Origin of the sequence: Variovorax defluvii (assembly GCF_039541515.1) — a bacterium.
Classification (GTDB): Bacteria; Pseudomonadota; Gammaproteobacteria; order Burkholderiales; family Burkholderiaceae_C; genus Variovorax; species Variovorax defluvii.
Window position 1 is genome coordinate 185,386 of sequence record NZ_BAABGJ010000080.1, and the last position, 14,816, is coordinate 200,201.

Here is a 14,816-nt window from a genome sequence, read left to right on the forward strand (position 1 = left end):
CGTAGCCCGCCCGATCAGGCACAGTGCTGAGCGATGTAGGCCTTGACCGCCTCGGCAGTCGCCGGCAGCTGCACGACGCGCCGCGGAAGCGCCTCGATCCCTTCGAAGCGCGCCGGCCGGTCGGGCCCATGGCCCAGCGCCTCGACGATGGTCTCGGCGAACTTGATGGGCAGCGCCGTCTCCAGCACGATCATCGGCACGCCGGGCGCGAGGTGCTCGCGTGCCGCCTTGAGTCCGTCGGCGGTGTGGGTGTCGATCAGCATGGCGAAGCGCTTGTCGGTGTCGCGGATGGTCGCGAGGCGATCGGCGTGGGTGCTGCGGCTGCTCGCGAAGCCGAAGCGGCCGGCGGCCTGGGCGAACACGGGATCGGCGCTGAGGTCGATACGGCCGGCCTTGCCGAGCTCGCCCTCGAACAGCGCGCGCGTCTTCGAGGCGTCGCGCCCCACCAGGTCGAACACGAAACGCTCGAAGTTGCTGGCCTTGGAGATGTCCATCGAGGGGCTCGATGTCTCGTGCGTGTCGGCGGCCGAGCGCACACGGTAGACGCCGGTGCGGAAAAACTCGTCGAGCACGTCGTTCTCGTTGGTGGCCACCACCAGCGTGCGGATGGGCAAGCCCATCATGCGCGCCACGTGGCCGGCGCAGACGTTGCCGAAGTTGCCCGAGGGCACGGTGAAGCTGACCTGCTTCGTGTCGTCCGCGGTCGCCTGGAAGTAACCGGCGAAGTAGTAGACCACCTGCGCCACGAGGCGTGCCCAGTTGATCGAGTTGACGGTGCCGATCCTGTACCTGCGCTTGAAGTCGAGGTCGTTCGACACGGCTTTGACGATGTCCTGGCAATCGTCGAACACGCCCCTCAACGCGAGGTTGTGGATGTTCGGGTCCTGCAGGCTGAACATCTGCGCCTGCTGGAAGGGGCTCATGCGGCCGTCGGGCGAGGTCATGAAGACACGCACGCCCTTCTTGCCGCGCATCGCGTACTCGGCCGCGCTGCCGGTGTCGCCGCTGGTCGCGCCCAGAATGTTGAGCTCCTCGCCGCGGCGCCCGAGTTCGTATTCGAACAGGTTGCCCAGCAGCTGCATCGCCATGTCCTTGAAGGCCAGCGTGGGGCCGTTGGACAGGGCCTCGAGGTACACGCCGTCCTCCAGTTCGCGCAGGGGCACGATCTCGGCCGTGCCGAAGATCTCGGCGGTGTAGGTCTTCGCGCAGATCGCCTTCAGGTCGGCTGCGGGAATGTCGTCGATGTAGAGCGACAGCAGTTCGAAGGCCAGTTCGGGGTAGCTGAGATCGCGCCATGTCGCGAGCGTGGCCGCGTCCACCTGCGGATAGTGCTCGGGCAAGTACAGGCCGCCGTCGGGCGCCAGGCCCTCGAGCAGGATCTCGCAGAAGCGGCGGCGCTCCGGGTGGCCGCGCGTGGAGAGGTAGCGCATCAGGACAACTCTTCCTTGCGGATACGCACGATCGGTGCGAGCACGGTGGGCAGCGCCTGCAGCTGGGCCAGCGCGTCGTTCAGCGTGCCCTCGCGCGTGTCGTGCGTGAGGATGATGAGATCGGTCTGCGTGGAGCCCTCGCCGCCCACCTCGTCGGCCTCGCGCTGCAGCACGGCATCGATGCTGATGCCGGCGTTGGCGAGCAGTCCCGTGACCTTGGCCAGCACGCCGGCCTCGTCGGCCACACGCAGGCGCAGGTAGTAGCTGGTCACGACCTCGGTCATCGGGAGGACCTGCAGGTCACTCATCGAATCCGGATGGAAGGCCAGGTGCGGCACGCGGTGCGCCGCGTCGGCAGTGTGCAGACGGGTGACGTCCACCAGGTCGGCGATCACCGCGCTGGCGGTCGGCTCGCTGCCGGCACCCTTGCCGTAGTAGAGCGTGGTGCCGACGGCGTCGCCGTTGACCACGACCGCGTTCATCGCGCCCTCGACGTTGGCCAGCAAGCGCTTGGAGGGCACCAGGCTCGGATGCACGCGCAGCTCGATGCCCTGCGCCTTGCGCTTGGTCACGCCCAGCAGCTTGATGCGATAGCCGAGCTGCTCGGCGTACTTGATGTCCTGCGCCGCGAGCTTGGTGATGCCCTCGACGTGCGCCTTGTCGAACTGCACCGGAATGCCGAAGGCGATGGCGCTCATCAGCGTGACCTTGTGGGCCGCATCCACGCCTTCGATGTCGAAGGTCGGGTCCGCCTCGGCATAGCCCAGGCGCTGGGCTTCCTTCAGCACGGTGGCGAAGTCCAGCCCCTTGTCGCGCATCTCGGACAGGATGAAGTTGGTGGTGCCGTTGATGATGCCGGCGATCCACTGGATGCTGTTGGCGGTCAGGCCTTCTCGCAGCGCCTTGATGATGGGGATGCCGCCGGCCACGGCGGCCTCGAAGGCCACCATCACGCCCTTGGCATGGGCCGCCGCGAAGATCTCGGTGCCGTGCACCGCCAGCAGCGCCTTGTTGGCGGTGACCACGTGCTTGCCGGCGGCAATCGCCTCCAGCACCAGCTCACGCGCGATGCCGTAGCCGCCGATGAGCTCGACCACGATGTCGATGTCGGGATTGGCGATGACGGCGCGTGCATCGCTGACCACCTTGACGCTTTCGCCCACCGCAGCCTTGGCGCGGGTGACGTCGAGGTCCGCGACCATCGTGATCTCGATGCCGCGGCCGGCCCGGCTCTTGATCTCTTCCTGATTGCGCTGGAGCACCTTGAAGGTGCCGCTTCCGACCGTGCCGATGCCGAGCAGGCCAACTTGGATGGGTTTCATTCGATTCGTCCGAAATGGAACAGGGGAACAGGGCCGCGCGCTGACAGCTCGTCAAGCGTGGCGGCTTCGATGGCGCTCGAGGAAATCGGCGATGCGTTTGATCGCTTCGCGCAGATCCTCTTCATGGGGGAGGAACACGATGCGGAAATGGTCCGGCGTGGGCCAGTTGAAGCCTGTGCCCTGCACCAGCATCACCCGGGTTTCTTTCAGCAGTTCGAGGAAGAACTGGCGGTCGTCCTCGATCGGGTAGATCTTGGGGTCGAGCTTCGGGAACATGTACAGGGCCGCGCTGGGCTTGACGCAGCTGACGCCGGGAATGGCGGTGATCAGCTCGTAGGCCAAGTCGCGCTGGTGGCGCAGCCGGCCGCCCGGGCCGACCAGTTCGTTGATGCTCTGGTAGCCGCCGAGCGCGGTCTGGATCGCCCACTGGCCCGGCACGTTGGGACACAGGCGCATATTCGAGAGCATGTTCAGGCCCTCGATGTAGTCCTGGGCCATCTTCTTGTCGCCCGAGACCACCATCCAGCCGGCGCGGTAGCCACAGGAACGGTAGCTCTTCGATAGCGAGTTGAAGGTCAGCGTCAACACGTCCTTCGACAGGCTGGCGATGGCAGTGTGCCTGACGCCGTCGAACAGCACCTTGTCGTACACCTCGTCGGCGAGGATCACCAGGCCGTGCTCGCGCGCGATGCCAACGAGCCCCTTGAGCAGTTCATCCGAGTACAGCGCACCGGTCGGGTTGTTGGGATTGATGACGACGATGCCCCTGGTGCGAGGGGTGATCTTGGCGCGGATATCGTCGAGGCTCGGCATCCAGCCGTTCTCCTCGTCGCAGAGGTAGTGCACGGGCTTGCCGCCCGACAGGCTGGTCACCGCCGTCCAGAGCGGGTAGTCGGGCGCCGGCAGCAACAGTTCGTCACCGTCGTTGAGCAACGCATTGGTGGCCATCGCGATCAGTTCGCTGGCACCGTTGCCGAGATAGATGTCGTCCAGTCCGACGCCCGCGATGCCCTGCTTCTGGGTCTCGTGCATCACCGCCTTGCGGGCCGCGAAGATGCCCTTGCTGTCCGAGTAGCCGGACGAGGCCGGCAGGTTACGGATCATGTCCTGCTGGACTTCCTCGGGTGCATCGAAGCCGAACGGCGCCAGATTGCCGATGTTCAGCTTGATGATCTTCTGGCCCTCTTCCTCCATCTGCTTCGCGGCATCCATGATCGGGCCTCGGATGTCGTAGAGCACGTTAGCCAGCTTGGCCGATTTCTTGAGCGGTTTCAAAGTCCCTCCAGGGGCGGGGTGCACGGGGGAAAACCTATAATTTGACCACAGTTCCCCCGTCTCCTTAATGAAGCTCCAGCCCGACAAATCCGACGTCCAGACCCTGACTGCGCACGGTCCCGGATGGGTCGCTGTCAATAACGAAAAGATCGAGAACAGTGTCGTGGTGGGCTCGCGCGGCGAGCGCTTCGCCTGGGACTGCGCCCGCTTCGAACATCTGGGAGACACCCATTTCGCGCGGCTGGCGGAACTGGGCGCCGAACTCGTCATCTTCGGTAGTGGGGCGCGCATTCGCTTTCCCCAACCTGCCTGGCTCCAGCCACTGATGGCACGCCGCACCGGCGTTGAAACCATGGACACGGCGGCCGCCTGCCGCACCTACAACATCTTGGCAGGAGAGGGGCGGCACGTGGTCGCCGCCCTGTTGATCGAGAGCCCCGGCGATGGGCAATAAGGGGGTTTCGAGCTAAAATACCGGGTTGCAAACCGGCGGCCCGTCCAGCTACGCCCAATCTCCATCATGCCTAATGCCGTACGCCAGGCCAAGAGCCTCGGCGTCAGGGCTGCCCGGTCGGTGGAATCAAACGGAGAAAACAAGTTTCATGGCGATCGTTGTCAACAAACCCATCCCTGAATTCGACGCCAACGCCACCGGCGGGATCAAGGTGTCGAACACCTCGCATCTCGGTCAGGTGCTGGTGCTGTATTTCTACCCCAAGGACAATACCCCCGGTTGCACGACGGAAGCCATGCAATTCCGTGACCACTACAAGGACTTCGTGAAAGCCGGCGCCACGGTATTCGGCGTTTCGCGCGACAACATGAAGTCGCACGAGGAGTTCAAGGCCAAGCTCGAACTGCCCTTCGAACTGATTGCCGACACCGAAGAAAAGATGTGCCATATGTTCGGCGTGGTCAAAAACAAGATCATGTACGGCAAGAAGGTCAAGGGCATCGAGCGCAGCACCTTCCTGATCGGCGCCGATGGCGTGCTGCAGGCCGAGTGGCGCGGCCTGAAGGTGCCGGGCCATGTCGACGACGTGCTCAAGGCTGTCAAGGCACTCAAGAAGCCCGCCTGAACTGCAACATTCGTGACCTTCTGCCAGGAGGCGTTGGCGGTGCACCACGATCGCAGAACCTGTCACTTCCGATGTGCATAATAGTTTCATGCCGTTGAGCTCCGCGACCGCATCCTCCGAACAAAGCCGCTTGGTTCATCAGGCGGCTTTTTCGCTTTCTGGCCCTCTCTTTTCTGCGAGCGAACTGTCCCATGCCTCTGCCCCCCGCCCCCACGAAACGCGCCGCACTCCTGTCGCCGGACGCGCTCGACGCGCCTGCCCGTTCCCAGCATGGGAAGGGCGGCCGTCGCTCCTCTGACCGGCGCGCTGAAGAGACCCGGTCCAGCGGGCCGCAACCACTCGAACTGTTCGACCGCCATGCTGCAGAGGGCGGCGCGACCGTCGAGGCGCCTCCCCTGCCGAACCTGAAAGCGCCGGCCGCACCGACCCCGGCCGCGCGCAGCGTTGGCGAAGGCCCGCCGACGCCCGCGCCGGTGGCCAGTCAGCCCAGAACCAAGCGCAGCAAATCAACTGGCCCCGCAAAGCTGTTCGTGCTCGACACCAACGTGCTGCTTCATGACCCCATGTGCCTGTTCCGCTTCGAGGAGCACGACATCTTCTTGCCAATGATCGTGCTGGAAGAACTCGACGGCCACAAGAAGGGCACGACGGAAGTCGCGCGCAACGGCCGGCAGACCAGCCGCACACTGGATGCGCTCGCCGCCACGCACGGCGCCGACATCGCCAAGGGTCTGAAGCTCGATTCCACCGGTCACCGCGAGTCCGGAGGCAAGCTGTTCTTCCAGACCGATCCACTGGACTACACCTTGCCGACCAGCCTGCCGCAGGGCAAGGCAGACAACCAGATTCTCGGCGTGGTCCAGGCGCTGCGCGACCTGCATGCCAAGGACGCACCGGGGCGCCCGAAACAAGACGTCGTATTGGTGTCGAAGGACATCAACATGCGCGTCAAGGCGCGCGCCCTCGGCCTCGCTGCGGACGACTACCAGAACGACAAAACCCTGGAAGACGGCGACCTGCTCTACTCCGGGTCGCTGGCCCTGCCGCCCGACTTCTGGACCCGCCAGAGCAAGCCCATCGAGAGCTGGCAGAGCGGCAGCAGCACCTTCTATCGGGTCAGCGGTCCGCTGGTCCCCAACCTCTTCATCAACCAGTTCGTTTACTTCGAAGCGCCCGGCGAGCCGAGCATGTACGCGCGGGTGACCGAGATCCGCGACAAGACAGCCGTGCTCAAGACGCTCAAGGACTACGGCTCGATCAAGAACGCCGTCTGGGGCGTCAACACGCGCAACCGCGAACAGAACTTCGCGATGAACCTTCTGATGGACCCCGACGTCGACTTCGTCACGCTGACCGGCACTGCCGGCACCGGCAAGACCTTGATGGCGCTGGCCTCCGGCCTCACGCAGGTCCTGGACGACCGGCGCTACACGGAGATCATCATGACCCGCGCCACGGTGAGCGTGGGGGAAGACATCGGCTTCCTGCCCGGCACGGAAGAGGAAAAGATGGGCCCCTGGATGGGCGCGCTCGACGACAACCTCGAGTTCTTGGCCAAGGGCGACGGCGGCGGCGCCGGAGAATGGGGACGCGCTGCCACCAACGAGCTGATCCGCAGCCGCATCAAGATCAAGAGCATGAACTTCATGCGCGGCCGCACCTTCCTCAACAAGTACGTGATCATCGACGAGGCGCAGAACCTCACCCCGAAGCAGATGAAGACGCTGGTGACGCGTGCGGGCCCAGGCACCAAGATCATCTGCATGGGCAACCTGGCACAGATCGACACCCCCTATCTGACAGAGGGCTCTTCGGGTCTGACCTTCGCTGTGGACAAATTCAAGGGCTGGCCGCACAGCGGCCACATCACGCTCGCACGCGGCGAGCGCTCGCGCCTTGCGGACTTTGCAAGCGACGTGCTTTAGCCTCTCCCGTGGCCCGCGAGGCCGGGTTCTCCGAACGCGCCAAGGCTGCTGACAGTACGTTGTCAGGAGCCCGGGTGCAGCATGGCGGCACGAGTTCGAGGGACTCATGGCATACCTGGAGAGAGAACCATGCAACCACAATTGCAACGCCACGACGGCTTCGCCATCGCTGGACTGACCATCCGCACGACCAACCAGGCCGAGCGCGACACGCATTCGGAGCGCATGAGCGAGCTCTGGACACGCTTCTTCGACGAGCGCGTCTACGCCATCACGCCGAACCGCATCGATGACATGCGGCTGTACGGCGTCTATTCCGCTTATGAATCCGACGCGCAGGGCGCCTTCAACCTGACGACCGGCGTGGCCGTCTCGGGCGGCCATTCGACAGTGGAAATCCAAGCCGGCGACTACCTCGTCTTCTCCGGCCAGGGCCAGATGCCGCAGATGGTGCAGGCGCTTTGGAAATCGATCTGGCGGTATTTCGAACAGCATCCCGCGGTGCGGCGCAGCTATCGCAGCGATTTCGAGGCGTACAGCGGCCCGGACCAGGTTGCCATCCACATCGGCGTGATCACGGATTGAGATGCGCGCCTGCAGCGGCCGGCGCCGACGAGGACGTATCGCCGAGGCCGCTGTTTCGTGGAAGACTTCGAGAAGAAGCCATAGAAGCTCGCCGAAAGCTTGTTTGAAATTCAGCAACTCCTCGCATGCGCCGCGCAGACCGCCTGTTCCAGATCGTCCAACTGATCCGCGGACGTCGCCTCACGACCGCAGCCTTCCTCGCCCGACGCCTGGAGGTGTCGGAACGCACCATCTACCGGGACGTGGCCGACCTACAGCGCCAGGGCGTGCCGATCGACGGCGAGGCCGGTGTCGGTTATCGGCTGGGCGCGGGCTTCGACCTCCCACCCCTCATGTTCACGCAGGATGAAGCCGCAGCGCTGGTCGCCTCGGCCCGGATGGCGCAGAGTTGGGTCGATGCGGCCATGGCCGAGGACATCCGGACGGCACTGGGCAAGATCCTCTCGGTGTTGCCACCCACCGCGCGCACGTCAGCGGAAAGCCTTGCCCTTTTCGCTCCCGCGATGGCGCTGGATGACGGCACACGCGCCCGCCTACAGACCCTGCGGGAGTCGGTGCAATCGCGCCTCAAGTTGCGCATGGACTACCACGACGTGAGCGGCTCCCCGAGCCAGCGCATCGTGCGGCCGCTGGGCTGCTTCTACTGGGGCCGGGTGTGGACCTTCTCGGCCTGGTGCGAGCTTCGCCAGGACTTCCGAGCTTTCCGTCTCGACCGCATCGATCGCATCGAGGTCCTCCCCGAGCGCTTTCAGGACGAGCCCGGCAAGACGCTGGCCGAGATGCTGCGGCGGCTGCAGCAGGATCCCGCCAATCCTGAGCCTTCGAAACTTCAGTAAGCCGGGCTTGGACCGTTGCTCAGAAGTCGTCGCCGCCGCTGGCGAGGTTCTCGAACTTGGTGAGCGGCTTGAGGAACGCCAGCTTCACGGAGCCCGTCGGCCCGTTACGGTGCTTGCTGATGATGACCTCCGCCACGCCCGGCTCCTTGCTGTCTTTGTTGTAGTAGTCGTCGCGGTAGATGAACATGATCAGGTCGGCATCCTGCTCGATGGCGCCGGATTCGCGCAGGTCACTCATCATGGGACGCTTATCGGTGCGGCTTTCCACGCCCCGGCTGAGCTGCGACAGCGCGATCACCGGGCACTTGAGCTCCTTGGCCAGCATCTTCAGCCCCCGCGAGATCTCGCCGACCGCGGTCGCCCGGTTTTCGTCGTTCATGCTGCCAGAGACACTCATCAGCTGCAGGTAGTCGACCACGATCAGGCCGAGCCGTCCGTACTGGCGCGCGAGGCGACGTGCATTCGCCCGCAGTTCGCTGGTCGTCAGGCCAGGTGTCTCGTCGATGTGCAGCGAGACGTTGCGCAGCTTCTCGATGGCCTCGGTCAGCCGCGGCCACTCCTCGTCCGTGAGCTTGCCGGTGCGCAGGTGCCCCTGGTCGATGCGACCGATCGAGCCGACGATACGCACAGCCAGCTGCGCAGCGCCCATTTCCATGGAGAACACAGCCACCGGAAGACCTTCGTTGAGTGCCACGTGCTCGGCGATATTGATCGCCAGCGAGGTCTTCCCCATGGATGGACGCGCGGCCAGAACGATCATGTCGCCAGGCTGCAGGCCCGAGGTCATCTTGTCGAACTCGTAGAAGCCGGTGCGGACGCCCGTGATGTCGTTGGGGTTCTCCGCCATCTCGCTCACACGGTCGAGCAATTCGACCACCAGGGACTCCATGCTCTGGAAGCCCTGCTTCATGCGCGAGCCTTCCTCGCCGATGTTGAAGATCTTCTGCTCGGCCTCGTCGAGGATTTTGTCGACCGACTTGCCCTGGGTGTTGAAGGCGTTGGTGGCGATCTCGTCGCTGGCGCTGACCAACTTGCGCAGGATCGAGCGCTCACGAACGATCTCGGCGTAGCGCCGGATGTTGCTGGCGCTGGGAACGTACTGCGCCAGCGAGTTCAGGTAGCTCAGGCCGCCCGTCTCCTCCGCCTTTCCAAGGCCTTGCAACTGCTCGAAAACAGTGATGACGTCGGCGGGCTTGCTCGCGTTGATGAGGGCTCCGATGGCCGCGTAGATCAGCTTGTGCTCATGGCGATAGAAATCGCTATCGATCAGCAGGTCGCCCATCCGGTCCCATGCACCGTTGTCCAACAGCAAGCCACCGAGCACGCTCGACTCGGCCTCGATGGAATGCGGCGGGATGCGCAGCTGGGCGATCTGGCGATCTGCCGACGGGTCGTTGTCGGCATAGGAAAAGACGGCAGACATGAACTTCCTCGCAACCACACATGCTAAGGCGCATGGTGGACGGCGTCACTTGATAACGCTGTGGATAAGCGGTGACTTATCGGTGCAGCACGCGGGACAACCGCGGCCGCAAATAACAAAGGCCGCCCAAAGGCGGCCTTTGAAGACAAGGTCGCGGCCGCGGCCTTGTCTTCTCGTTTGTCGCAGGCGTTAAGCGCTTTCGCCGTAGACCGTGACGGTGATGTCGACCACCACGTCGGTGTGCAGCGCGACGCTCACGGTGCTGTCACCCACGGTCTTGATCGGACCGCTGGGCATGCGCACCTGCGACTTCGCGATCTTGTAGCCCTGCTTGTTGAGCTCGTCCGCGATGTCGTGGTTGGTGACCGAGCCGAACAGTCGCCCATCGACGCCAGCCTTTTGCGTTAGCTTGACGGCGGTGCCACCAAGCTTTTCGCCCTGGGCCTGCGCTTCAGCCAGCTTGGCTGCAGCCGCCTTCTCGAGCTCGACGCGTTTGGCTTCGAACTCCGCTTTGTTGGCTTCAGTTGCACGCCGCGCGCGGCCGGAGGGGATCAGGAAATTGCGGGCGTATCCGTCCTTGACCTTGACGATGTCACCAAGCGCGCCGAGGTTGACGACCTTGTCGAGAAGAATGACTTGCATGATGTTTCTTCCCCTCAGACGCGGTGTTGGTCGCTGTACGGCACCAGCGCAAGGAAGCGGGCACGCTTGATCGCGGTGTTGAGCTGGCGCTGGTAGATCGCACGCGTGCCGGTCAGGCGGGCGGGGATGATCTTGCCGTTCTCGCTGATGAAATCGCGAAGGGTGTCGATGTCCTTGTAGTCGATCTCTTCGACGCCGGCGACAGTGAAGCGGCAGAAGCGCTTGCGCTTGAACAGCAACGACTGGGTGTTGCGCTTGGGACGCTTGTCCTTATTGAACTTCTTGAACGTGGCCATTGTGGGACCTCTTGAAAATTAATCTTGCTGAAAATCCTGGATGTGCAGCACTGGATGCTTGCCGTTGCGCGGTGTGGCAAGAAAGCCCTGGAATCGCCAGAGACTTCCCATCCCCTGCCTCGCGAGCCGCTCGGCGACCGCGCCGAACGCAACAGCCTTGAGGGCCGCCTTGACCTGCCGGAGCTGGGCCGCTTCGGTGACCGTCGACTCGTGTTCGAGCCGCAGGTCAATCGCGGGCAAGCCGGCAGGCGTGAAACGCAAGGCACCGAGTTCGGCCACGCAGGCAGTCAGCACCAGCTGATTGACTGCGGCAGCGCTCACGCCATCAGTTGTTGTTGGCAGCGTACTCGGCCTGCTGAGCCTTGCGGGCCTCCTCGCGCTCCACGGTCTTCATCATCGACGACGGGCCGGTCTCGGCCTTCTTCTTGACGACGGTGAGATGGCGCAGGACGGCATCGTTGAACTTGAAGGCATGCTCCAGTTCGGCCATCACGGCCTGCTCGGCCTCGATGTTCACGCACAGGTAGTGCGCCTTGTTGAGCTTGTTGATCTGGTAGGCCAACTGGCGGCGGCCCCAGTCCTCGACGCGGTGGACTTTGCCGCCGCCCGAGGTGATCATGCCCTTGTAGCGCTCCAGCATGGCCGGGACCTGTTCGCTTTGGTCCGGGTGGATCAGCAGAATGATTTCGTAGTGACGCATGGCACTCCTTGTGGATCTTCCGTGGAAGGGATAAAGCCACCTGCAGCGTCAGTTGCAGTGTGGCAAGGCAAAGCCGGCTATTGTAGCAGCCTCCCGCCCCTGCGGAGCGCTTACCGCTCAGGTGCCAAGTGCGCGATCCAGCGCGACCGCCCTTTCAGCGCCCACGGCAGCACGAATCTTGGGTGCCAGTGCCAGCAGTTCCTCGTAGCTCGTGGTGCCTTCGACCGAAAGGTTCAGCCTGAAGCCGCGTAGGCCGAGCCCCCCGGTGAGCTGTATCGCTATGGGATAGGCTTCCTTGTAGCGCTCCTGGTTCGACCGGCCCTGGATCGGCGCGGGGGGAACGGCAGGCGCGGACAGGACTTCGGACGCGGGAAGGAGGGGAATCGCCACCGATGCCGCATTGGCCGCATCGGCATCGGCACCGACCCGCCCGAGCAGACCCAGCTCGATCATCTGGTCGATGTCCTCGGGTGCGACACCCATGCCCGCTTGGAGCACTTCGTTCACCGAGCGCTTGCCGTCGAAGAGGATGAATGCCGAGCGCTGGCGCGGCGTGAGCCGGATGGAGCGGTCTTTGAAGGCCTGTTGGCCGGTTACCGTCTTGACAAGGATCATGGTGGCCCTCAACCCAAATTCCCGAACGCGCCGGCTTCTCATCTTCTGTTTCGGGCCGTTTGCGGGGGTCTCCCATGGGCGCGGAGTGTGACACCAAACGTTGTTTTGACTCCCGTTGCACCATGCTGACATCACAACTTCAGCTCGAAGTTGTGAGGAAAGTTGTACTTCGGCGGGGAACCCTGACCCACCGAAGCCCGTCTTAGCGCTGCGCCAGCTGCTGCCAGGTGTCGATCACGCTGTCAGGGTTGAGCGAGATCGATTCGATGCCCTGCTCCGCCAACCAGGCCGCGAAGTCGGGATGGTCGCTGGGGCCCTGCCCGCAGATGCCCACGTACTTCCCCTGCGACTTGCACGCCTTGATCACGCGGGTCAGCAGCGACTTGACCGCCGGATCGCGTTCGTCGAAGTCGGCCGCCAGGAGCTCCAGCCCGGAATCGCGGTCCAGTCCCAGGGTGAGCTGCGTCAGGTCGTTCGAGCCGATCGAGAAGCCGTCAAAGTACTCCAGAAACTGCTCCGGCAGCACCGCGTTGCTGGGCACCTCGCACATCATGATCAGCTTGAGCTCGTTCTCGCCCCGCTTGAGGCCATGGTCGGCGAGCAGCTCGGTCACGCGCTTGGCCTGGCCCAAGGTGCGGACGAAGGGCACCATGATCTGCACGTTGGTCAGACCCATTTCCCCACGCACGCGCTTCAGCGCCTCGCATTCCATCGCGAAGGCTTCGCCGAAACCCTCGCTCAGGTAGCGGGCCGCCCCACGGAAGCCGAGCATCGGGTTTTCCTCTTCCGGCTCATAGCGGCTGCCGCCAATCAGCTTGCGGTACTCGTTCGACTTGAAATCCGACAGGCGCACGATCACCGGCTTGGGCCAGAAGGCCGCACCGATGGTGGCGATGCCTTCGGCCACCTTGTCGACGTAGAAGGCCCGCGGCGAGGCATGGCCGCGTGCCACCGACTCCACCGCCTTCTTCAGATCGGCGTCGACGTTCGGGTAGTCGAGGATGGCCTTCGGGTGCACGCCGATGTTGTTGTTGATGATGAACTCGAGCCGTGCAAGGCCCACGCCGTGGTTCGGCAGTTGGGCGAAGTCGAACGCCAGTTGCGGGTTGCCCACGTTCATCATGAGCTTGAGGTCGATCTCGGGCATCTCGCCGCGCTGGACCTCCGTGACTTCGGTCTCCAAGAGGCCGTCGTAAATGAAGCCAGTGTCGCCCTCGGCGCAGCTGACCGTGACCAGGGTGCCGTCCTTGAGCAAATCGGTGGCGTCGCCGCACCCGACAACCGCGGGGATGCCCAGTTCGCGCGCAATGATCGCCGCGTGGCAGGTGCGCCCGCCGCGGTTGGTCACGATGGCAGAGGCCCGTTTCATCACCGGCTCCCAGTTTGGATCGGTCATGTCGGTGACCAGCACGTCGCCGGCCTGTACCTTGTCCATCTCGCTGATGCTGTGGACCAGGCGAACCGGCCCGGTGCCGATCTTCTGGCCGATCGCGCGGCCCTCAGCGAGCACGGCCCCCTTGCCCAGCAGCTTGTAACGTTGCTCGGCCTTGCCCTGCTGCTGGCTCTTCACCGTCTCCGGGCGGGCCTGCAGGATGTAGAGCTGGCCGTCGGTGCCGTCCTTGCCCCATTCGATGTCCATCGGCCGGCCGTAATGCTGCTCGATGACCAGTGCGTACCGGGCCAGTTGCTCGACCTCGGCGTCCGTCAGGGAATAGCGGTTGCGCTGCTCGGCGGGAACGTCGGTGGTCTTGACCAGCTTGCCGGTGGCGGCTTTCTCGGCAGCGGTGCTGAATTCCATCTGGATCAGCTTGGAGCCCAGGTTGCGCCGGATCACCGCGCGATTGCCCGCCTTGAGCATCGGCTTGTGCACGTAAAACTCATCAGGATTCACCGCTCCTTGCACCACCGTCTCGCCCAGGCCATAGCTGGAGGTGATGAACACCACGTCCTCAAAGCCCGACTCGGTGTCGATGGTAAACATGACGCCCGCAGCGCCCAGGTCGCTGCGCACCATGCGTTGCACGCCAGCAGAGAGCGCCACGACGTCGTGGGCGAAGCCCTTGTGGACGCGGTAGCTGATGGCGCGGTCGTTGTAGAGGGAGGCGAACACCTCTTTCATCTTGTGGAGCACGTCCTCGATGCCCACCACATTGAGGAAGGTCTCCTGCTGGCCGGCAAAGGAGGCATCGGGCAGGTCTTCCGCGGTCGCGGACGAACGCACGGCGAAAGAAGCTTCGGGATTGCCGGCGCTCAGCTTGGCAAAAGCCTCGCGGATCGCCTTTTCAAGGTCCGCCGGGAAAGGTTGGGCCTCCACCATCGCGCGGATCTCGGCGCCGGCCGCGGCCAGGGCGCGGACGTCCTCCGTATTCAGGTCCTTGAGCTTGGCACTGATGCGGTCGGCCAAGCCGTCGAAGGCCAAGAATTCGCGAAAGGCATGGGCGGTCGTCGCAAAGCCCGTGGGCACGCGCACCCCCTGCGGCAGTTGCGAGATCATCTCGCCGAGGCTGGCGTTCTTGCCGCCGACAGCCTCGACATCGGTCATCCTCAGGTTTTCAAACGGTACGACCAGGGCGGTCGCTTCGAAGAGTTGAGACATGGGAAAGCTCCAGAAGTTGAAACCGGTGCGGCATGCAGGCGGCGCGGCGCGATCGTTCTGGTTGCTCTGGGCGCAGGGGCGGCGTGCATGTG

Annotated in this window: 15 protein-coding genes; 5 read left to right on the forward strand and 10 right to left on the reverse strand. The window is 64.1% G+C overall.

What is annotated here, in order from left to right; translation table 11 throughout:
* Positions 1-14: 14 nt before the first annotated feature.
* The 3 genes from thrC to ABEA07_RS23700 are packed head-to-tail and all read right to left on the reverse strand — an operon-like array spanning position 15 to position 4,027.
* Entirely contained in the window at positions 15-1,430 is a 1,416-nt protein-coding gene (gene thrC, locus ABEA07_RS23690) for a threonine synthase (RefSeq protein WP_345540956.1), read from the reverse strand.
* Positions 1,430-2,752: a homoserine dehydrogenase gene (locus ABEA07_RS23695; protein ID WP_345540957.1), complete on the reverse strand. Its 1,323-nt coding sequence runs from the start codon at positions 2,750-2,752 to the stop codon at positions 1,430-1,432. Before ABEA07_RS23695 ends, thrC begins: the two co-directional genes overlap by 1 nt.
* A gap of 51 nt (positions 2,753-2,803) precedes the next feature.
* Complete coding sequence (locus tag ABEA07_RS23700; protein WP_345540959.1) at positions 2,804-4,027, reverse strand: pyridoxal phosphate-dependent aminotransferase; 1,224 nt, start codon at positions 4,025-4,027, stop codon at positions 2,804-2,806.
* Positions 4,028-4,094: 67 nt separating this feature from the next.
* Here ABEA07_RS23700 and ABEA07_RS23705 point away from each other — a divergent pair, with 67 nt between their 5' ends.
* From ABEA07_RS23705 to ABEA07_RS23725, 5 genes are all read left to right on the forward strand, one after another.
* Positions 4,095-4,481 carry an Mth938-like domain-containing protein gene (locus tag ABEA07_RS23705; RefSeq protein ID WP_345540961.1) on the forward strand — a complete coding sequence of 129 codons (387 nt, stop codon included), beginning with the start codon at positions 4,095-4,097 and terminating at the stop codon, positions 4,479-4,481.
* A 148-nt stretch (positions 4,482-4,629) separates the two neighbouring features.
* On the forward strand, positions 4,630-5,106 hold the full coding sequence (locus tag ABEA07_RS23710) for a peroxiredoxin (protein ID WP_345540962.1): 477 nt from the start codon (positions 4,630-4,632) through the stop codon (positions 5,104-5,106).
* Positions 5,107-5,297: 191 nt separating this feature from the next.
* Positions 5,298-7,031 carry a PhoH family protein gene (locus ABEA07_RS23715; protein WP_345540963.1) on the forward strand — a complete coding sequence of 578 codons (1,734 nt, stop codon included), beginning with the start codon at positions 5,298-5,300 and terminating at the stop codon, positions 7,029-7,031.
* Between the two features lie 129 nt (positions 7,032-7,160).
* Positions 7,161-7,616 carry a GyrI-like domain-containing protein gene (locus tag ABEA07_RS23720; protein ID WP_345540965.1) on the forward strand — a complete coding sequence of 152 codons (456 nt, stop codon included), beginning with the start codon at positions 7,161-7,163 and terminating at the stop codon, positions 7,614-7,616.
* Positions 7,617-7,741: 125 nt separating this feature from the next.
* Positions 7,742-8,452 (forward strand): helix-turn-helix transcriptional regulator, encoded by a 711-nt coding sequence (locus tag ABEA07_RS23725; protein WP_345540967.1) that lies wholly within the window; start codon positions 7,742-7,744, stop codon positions 8,450-8,452.
* A gap of 19 nt (positions 8,453-8,471) precedes the next feature.
* Here the strand turns inward: ABEA07_RS23725 and dnaB are convergent, their stop codons facing one another.
* From dnaB to ppsA, 7 genes are all read right to left on the reverse strand, one after another.
* Entirely contained in the window at positions 8,472-9,875 is a 1,404-nt protein-coding gene (gene dnaB, locus ABEA07_RS23730; RefSeq protein WP_345540968.1) for a replicative DNA helicase, read from the reverse strand.
* Between the two features lie 189 nt (positions 9,876-10,064).
* Positions 10,065-10,517 (reverse strand): 50S ribosomal protein L9, encoded by a 453-nt coding sequence (gene rplI / locus ABEA07_RS23735; RefSeq protein WP_345540969.1) that lies wholly within the window; start codon positions 10,515-10,517, stop codon positions 10,065-10,067.
* Positions 10,518-10,531: 14 nt separating this feature from the next.
* Complete coding sequence (gene rpsR, locus ABEA07_RS23740) at positions 10,532-10,813, reverse strand: 30S ribosomal protein S18 (RefSeq protein ID WP_086924079.1); 282 nt, start codon at positions 10,811-10,813, stop codon at positions 10,532-10,534.
* Positions 10,814-10,831: 18 nt separating this feature from the next.
* Positions 10,832-11,134 carry a primosomal replication protein N gene (gene priB, locus ABEA07_RS23745; RefSeq protein WP_345540971.1) on the reverse strand — a complete coding sequence of 101 codons (303 nt, stop codon included), beginning with the start codon at positions 11,132-11,134 and terminating at the stop codon, positions 10,832-10,834.
* A gap of 4 nt (positions 11,135-11,138) precedes the next feature.
* Positions 11,139-11,513, reverse strand: coding sequence for a 30S ribosomal protein S6 (gene rpsF / locus ABEA07_RS23750; RefSeq protein WP_086924078.1), 375 nt, complete (start codon positions 11,511-11,513; stop codon positions 11,139-11,141).
* A 117-nt stretch (positions 11,514-11,630) separates the two neighbouring features.
* The gene (locus ABEA07_RS23755; protein ID WP_345540972.1) at positions 11,631-12,128 is read right to left on the reverse strand and encodes a hypothetical protein; all 498 of its coding nucleotides are present in this window, start codon (positions 12,126-12,128) and stop codon (positions 11,631-11,633) included.
* A 202-nt stretch (positions 12,129-12,330) separates the two neighbouring features.
* Complete coding sequence (gene ppsA, locus ABEA07_RS23760) at positions 12,331-14,724, reverse strand: phosphoenolpyruvate synthase (RefSeq protein ID WP_345540973.1); 2,394 nt, start codon at positions 14,722-14,724, stop codon at positions 12,331-12,333.
* Positions 14,725-14,816 lie beyond the last annotated feature (92 nt).

Excerpts from the sequence above, each read along its gene's own strand:
- ppsA (WP_345540973.1), bottom strand. The coding sequence starts at position 14,724 with ATGTCTCAACTCTTCGAAGCGACCGCCCTGGTCGTACCGTTTGAAAAC.
- dnaB (WP_345540968.1), bottom strand. The coding sequence starts at position 9,875 with ATGTCTGCCGTCTTTTCCTATGCCGACAACGACCCGTCGGCAGATCGC.
- ABEA07_RS23715 (WP_345540963.1), top strand. The coding sequence starts at position 5,298 with ATGCCTCTGCCCCCCGCCCCCACGAAACGCGCCGCACTCCTGTCGCCG.
- ABEA07_RS23720 (WP_345540965.1), top strand. The coding sequence starts at position 7,161 with ATGCAACCACAATTGCAACGCCACGACGGCTTCGCCATCGCTGGACTG.
- ABEA07_RS23725 (WP_345540967.1), top strand. The coding sequence starts at position 7,742 with ATGCGCCGCGCAGACCGCCTGTTCCAGATCGTCCAACTGATCCGCGGA.
- ABEA07_RS23705 (WP_345540961.1), top strand. The coding sequence starts at position 4,095 with ATGAAGCTCCAGCCCGACAAATCCGACGTCCAGACCCTGACTGCGCAC.
- ABEA07_RS23710 (WP_345540962.1), top strand. The coding sequence starts at position 4,630 with ATGGCGATCGTTGTCAACAAACCCATCCCTGAATTCGACGCCAACGCC.
- rpsF (WP_086924078.1), bottom strand. The coding sequence starts at position 11,513 with ATGCGTCACTACGAAATCATTCTGCTGATCCACCCGGACCAAAGCGAA.
- rplI (WP_345540969.1), bottom strand. The coding sequence starts at position 10,517 with ATGCAAGTCATTCTTCTCGACAAGGTCGTCAACCTCGGCGCGCTTGGT.
- thrC (WP_345540956.1), bottom strand. The coding sequence starts at position 1,430 with ATGCGCTACCTCTCCACGCGCGGCCACCCGGAGCGCCGCCGCTTCTGC.
- ABEA07_RS23695 (WP_345540957.1), bottom strand. The coding sequence starts at position 2,752 with ATGAAACCCATCCAAGTTGGCCTGCTCGGCATCGGCACGGTCGGAAGC.
- ABEA07_RS23755 (WP_345540972.1), bottom strand. The coding sequence starts at position 12,128 with ATGATCCTTGTCAAGACGGTAACCGGCCAACAGGCCTTCAAAGACCGC.
- rpsR (WP_086924079.1), bottom strand. The coding sequence starts at position 10,813 with ATGGCCACGTTCAAGAAGTTCAATAAGGACAAGCGTCCCAAGCGCAAC.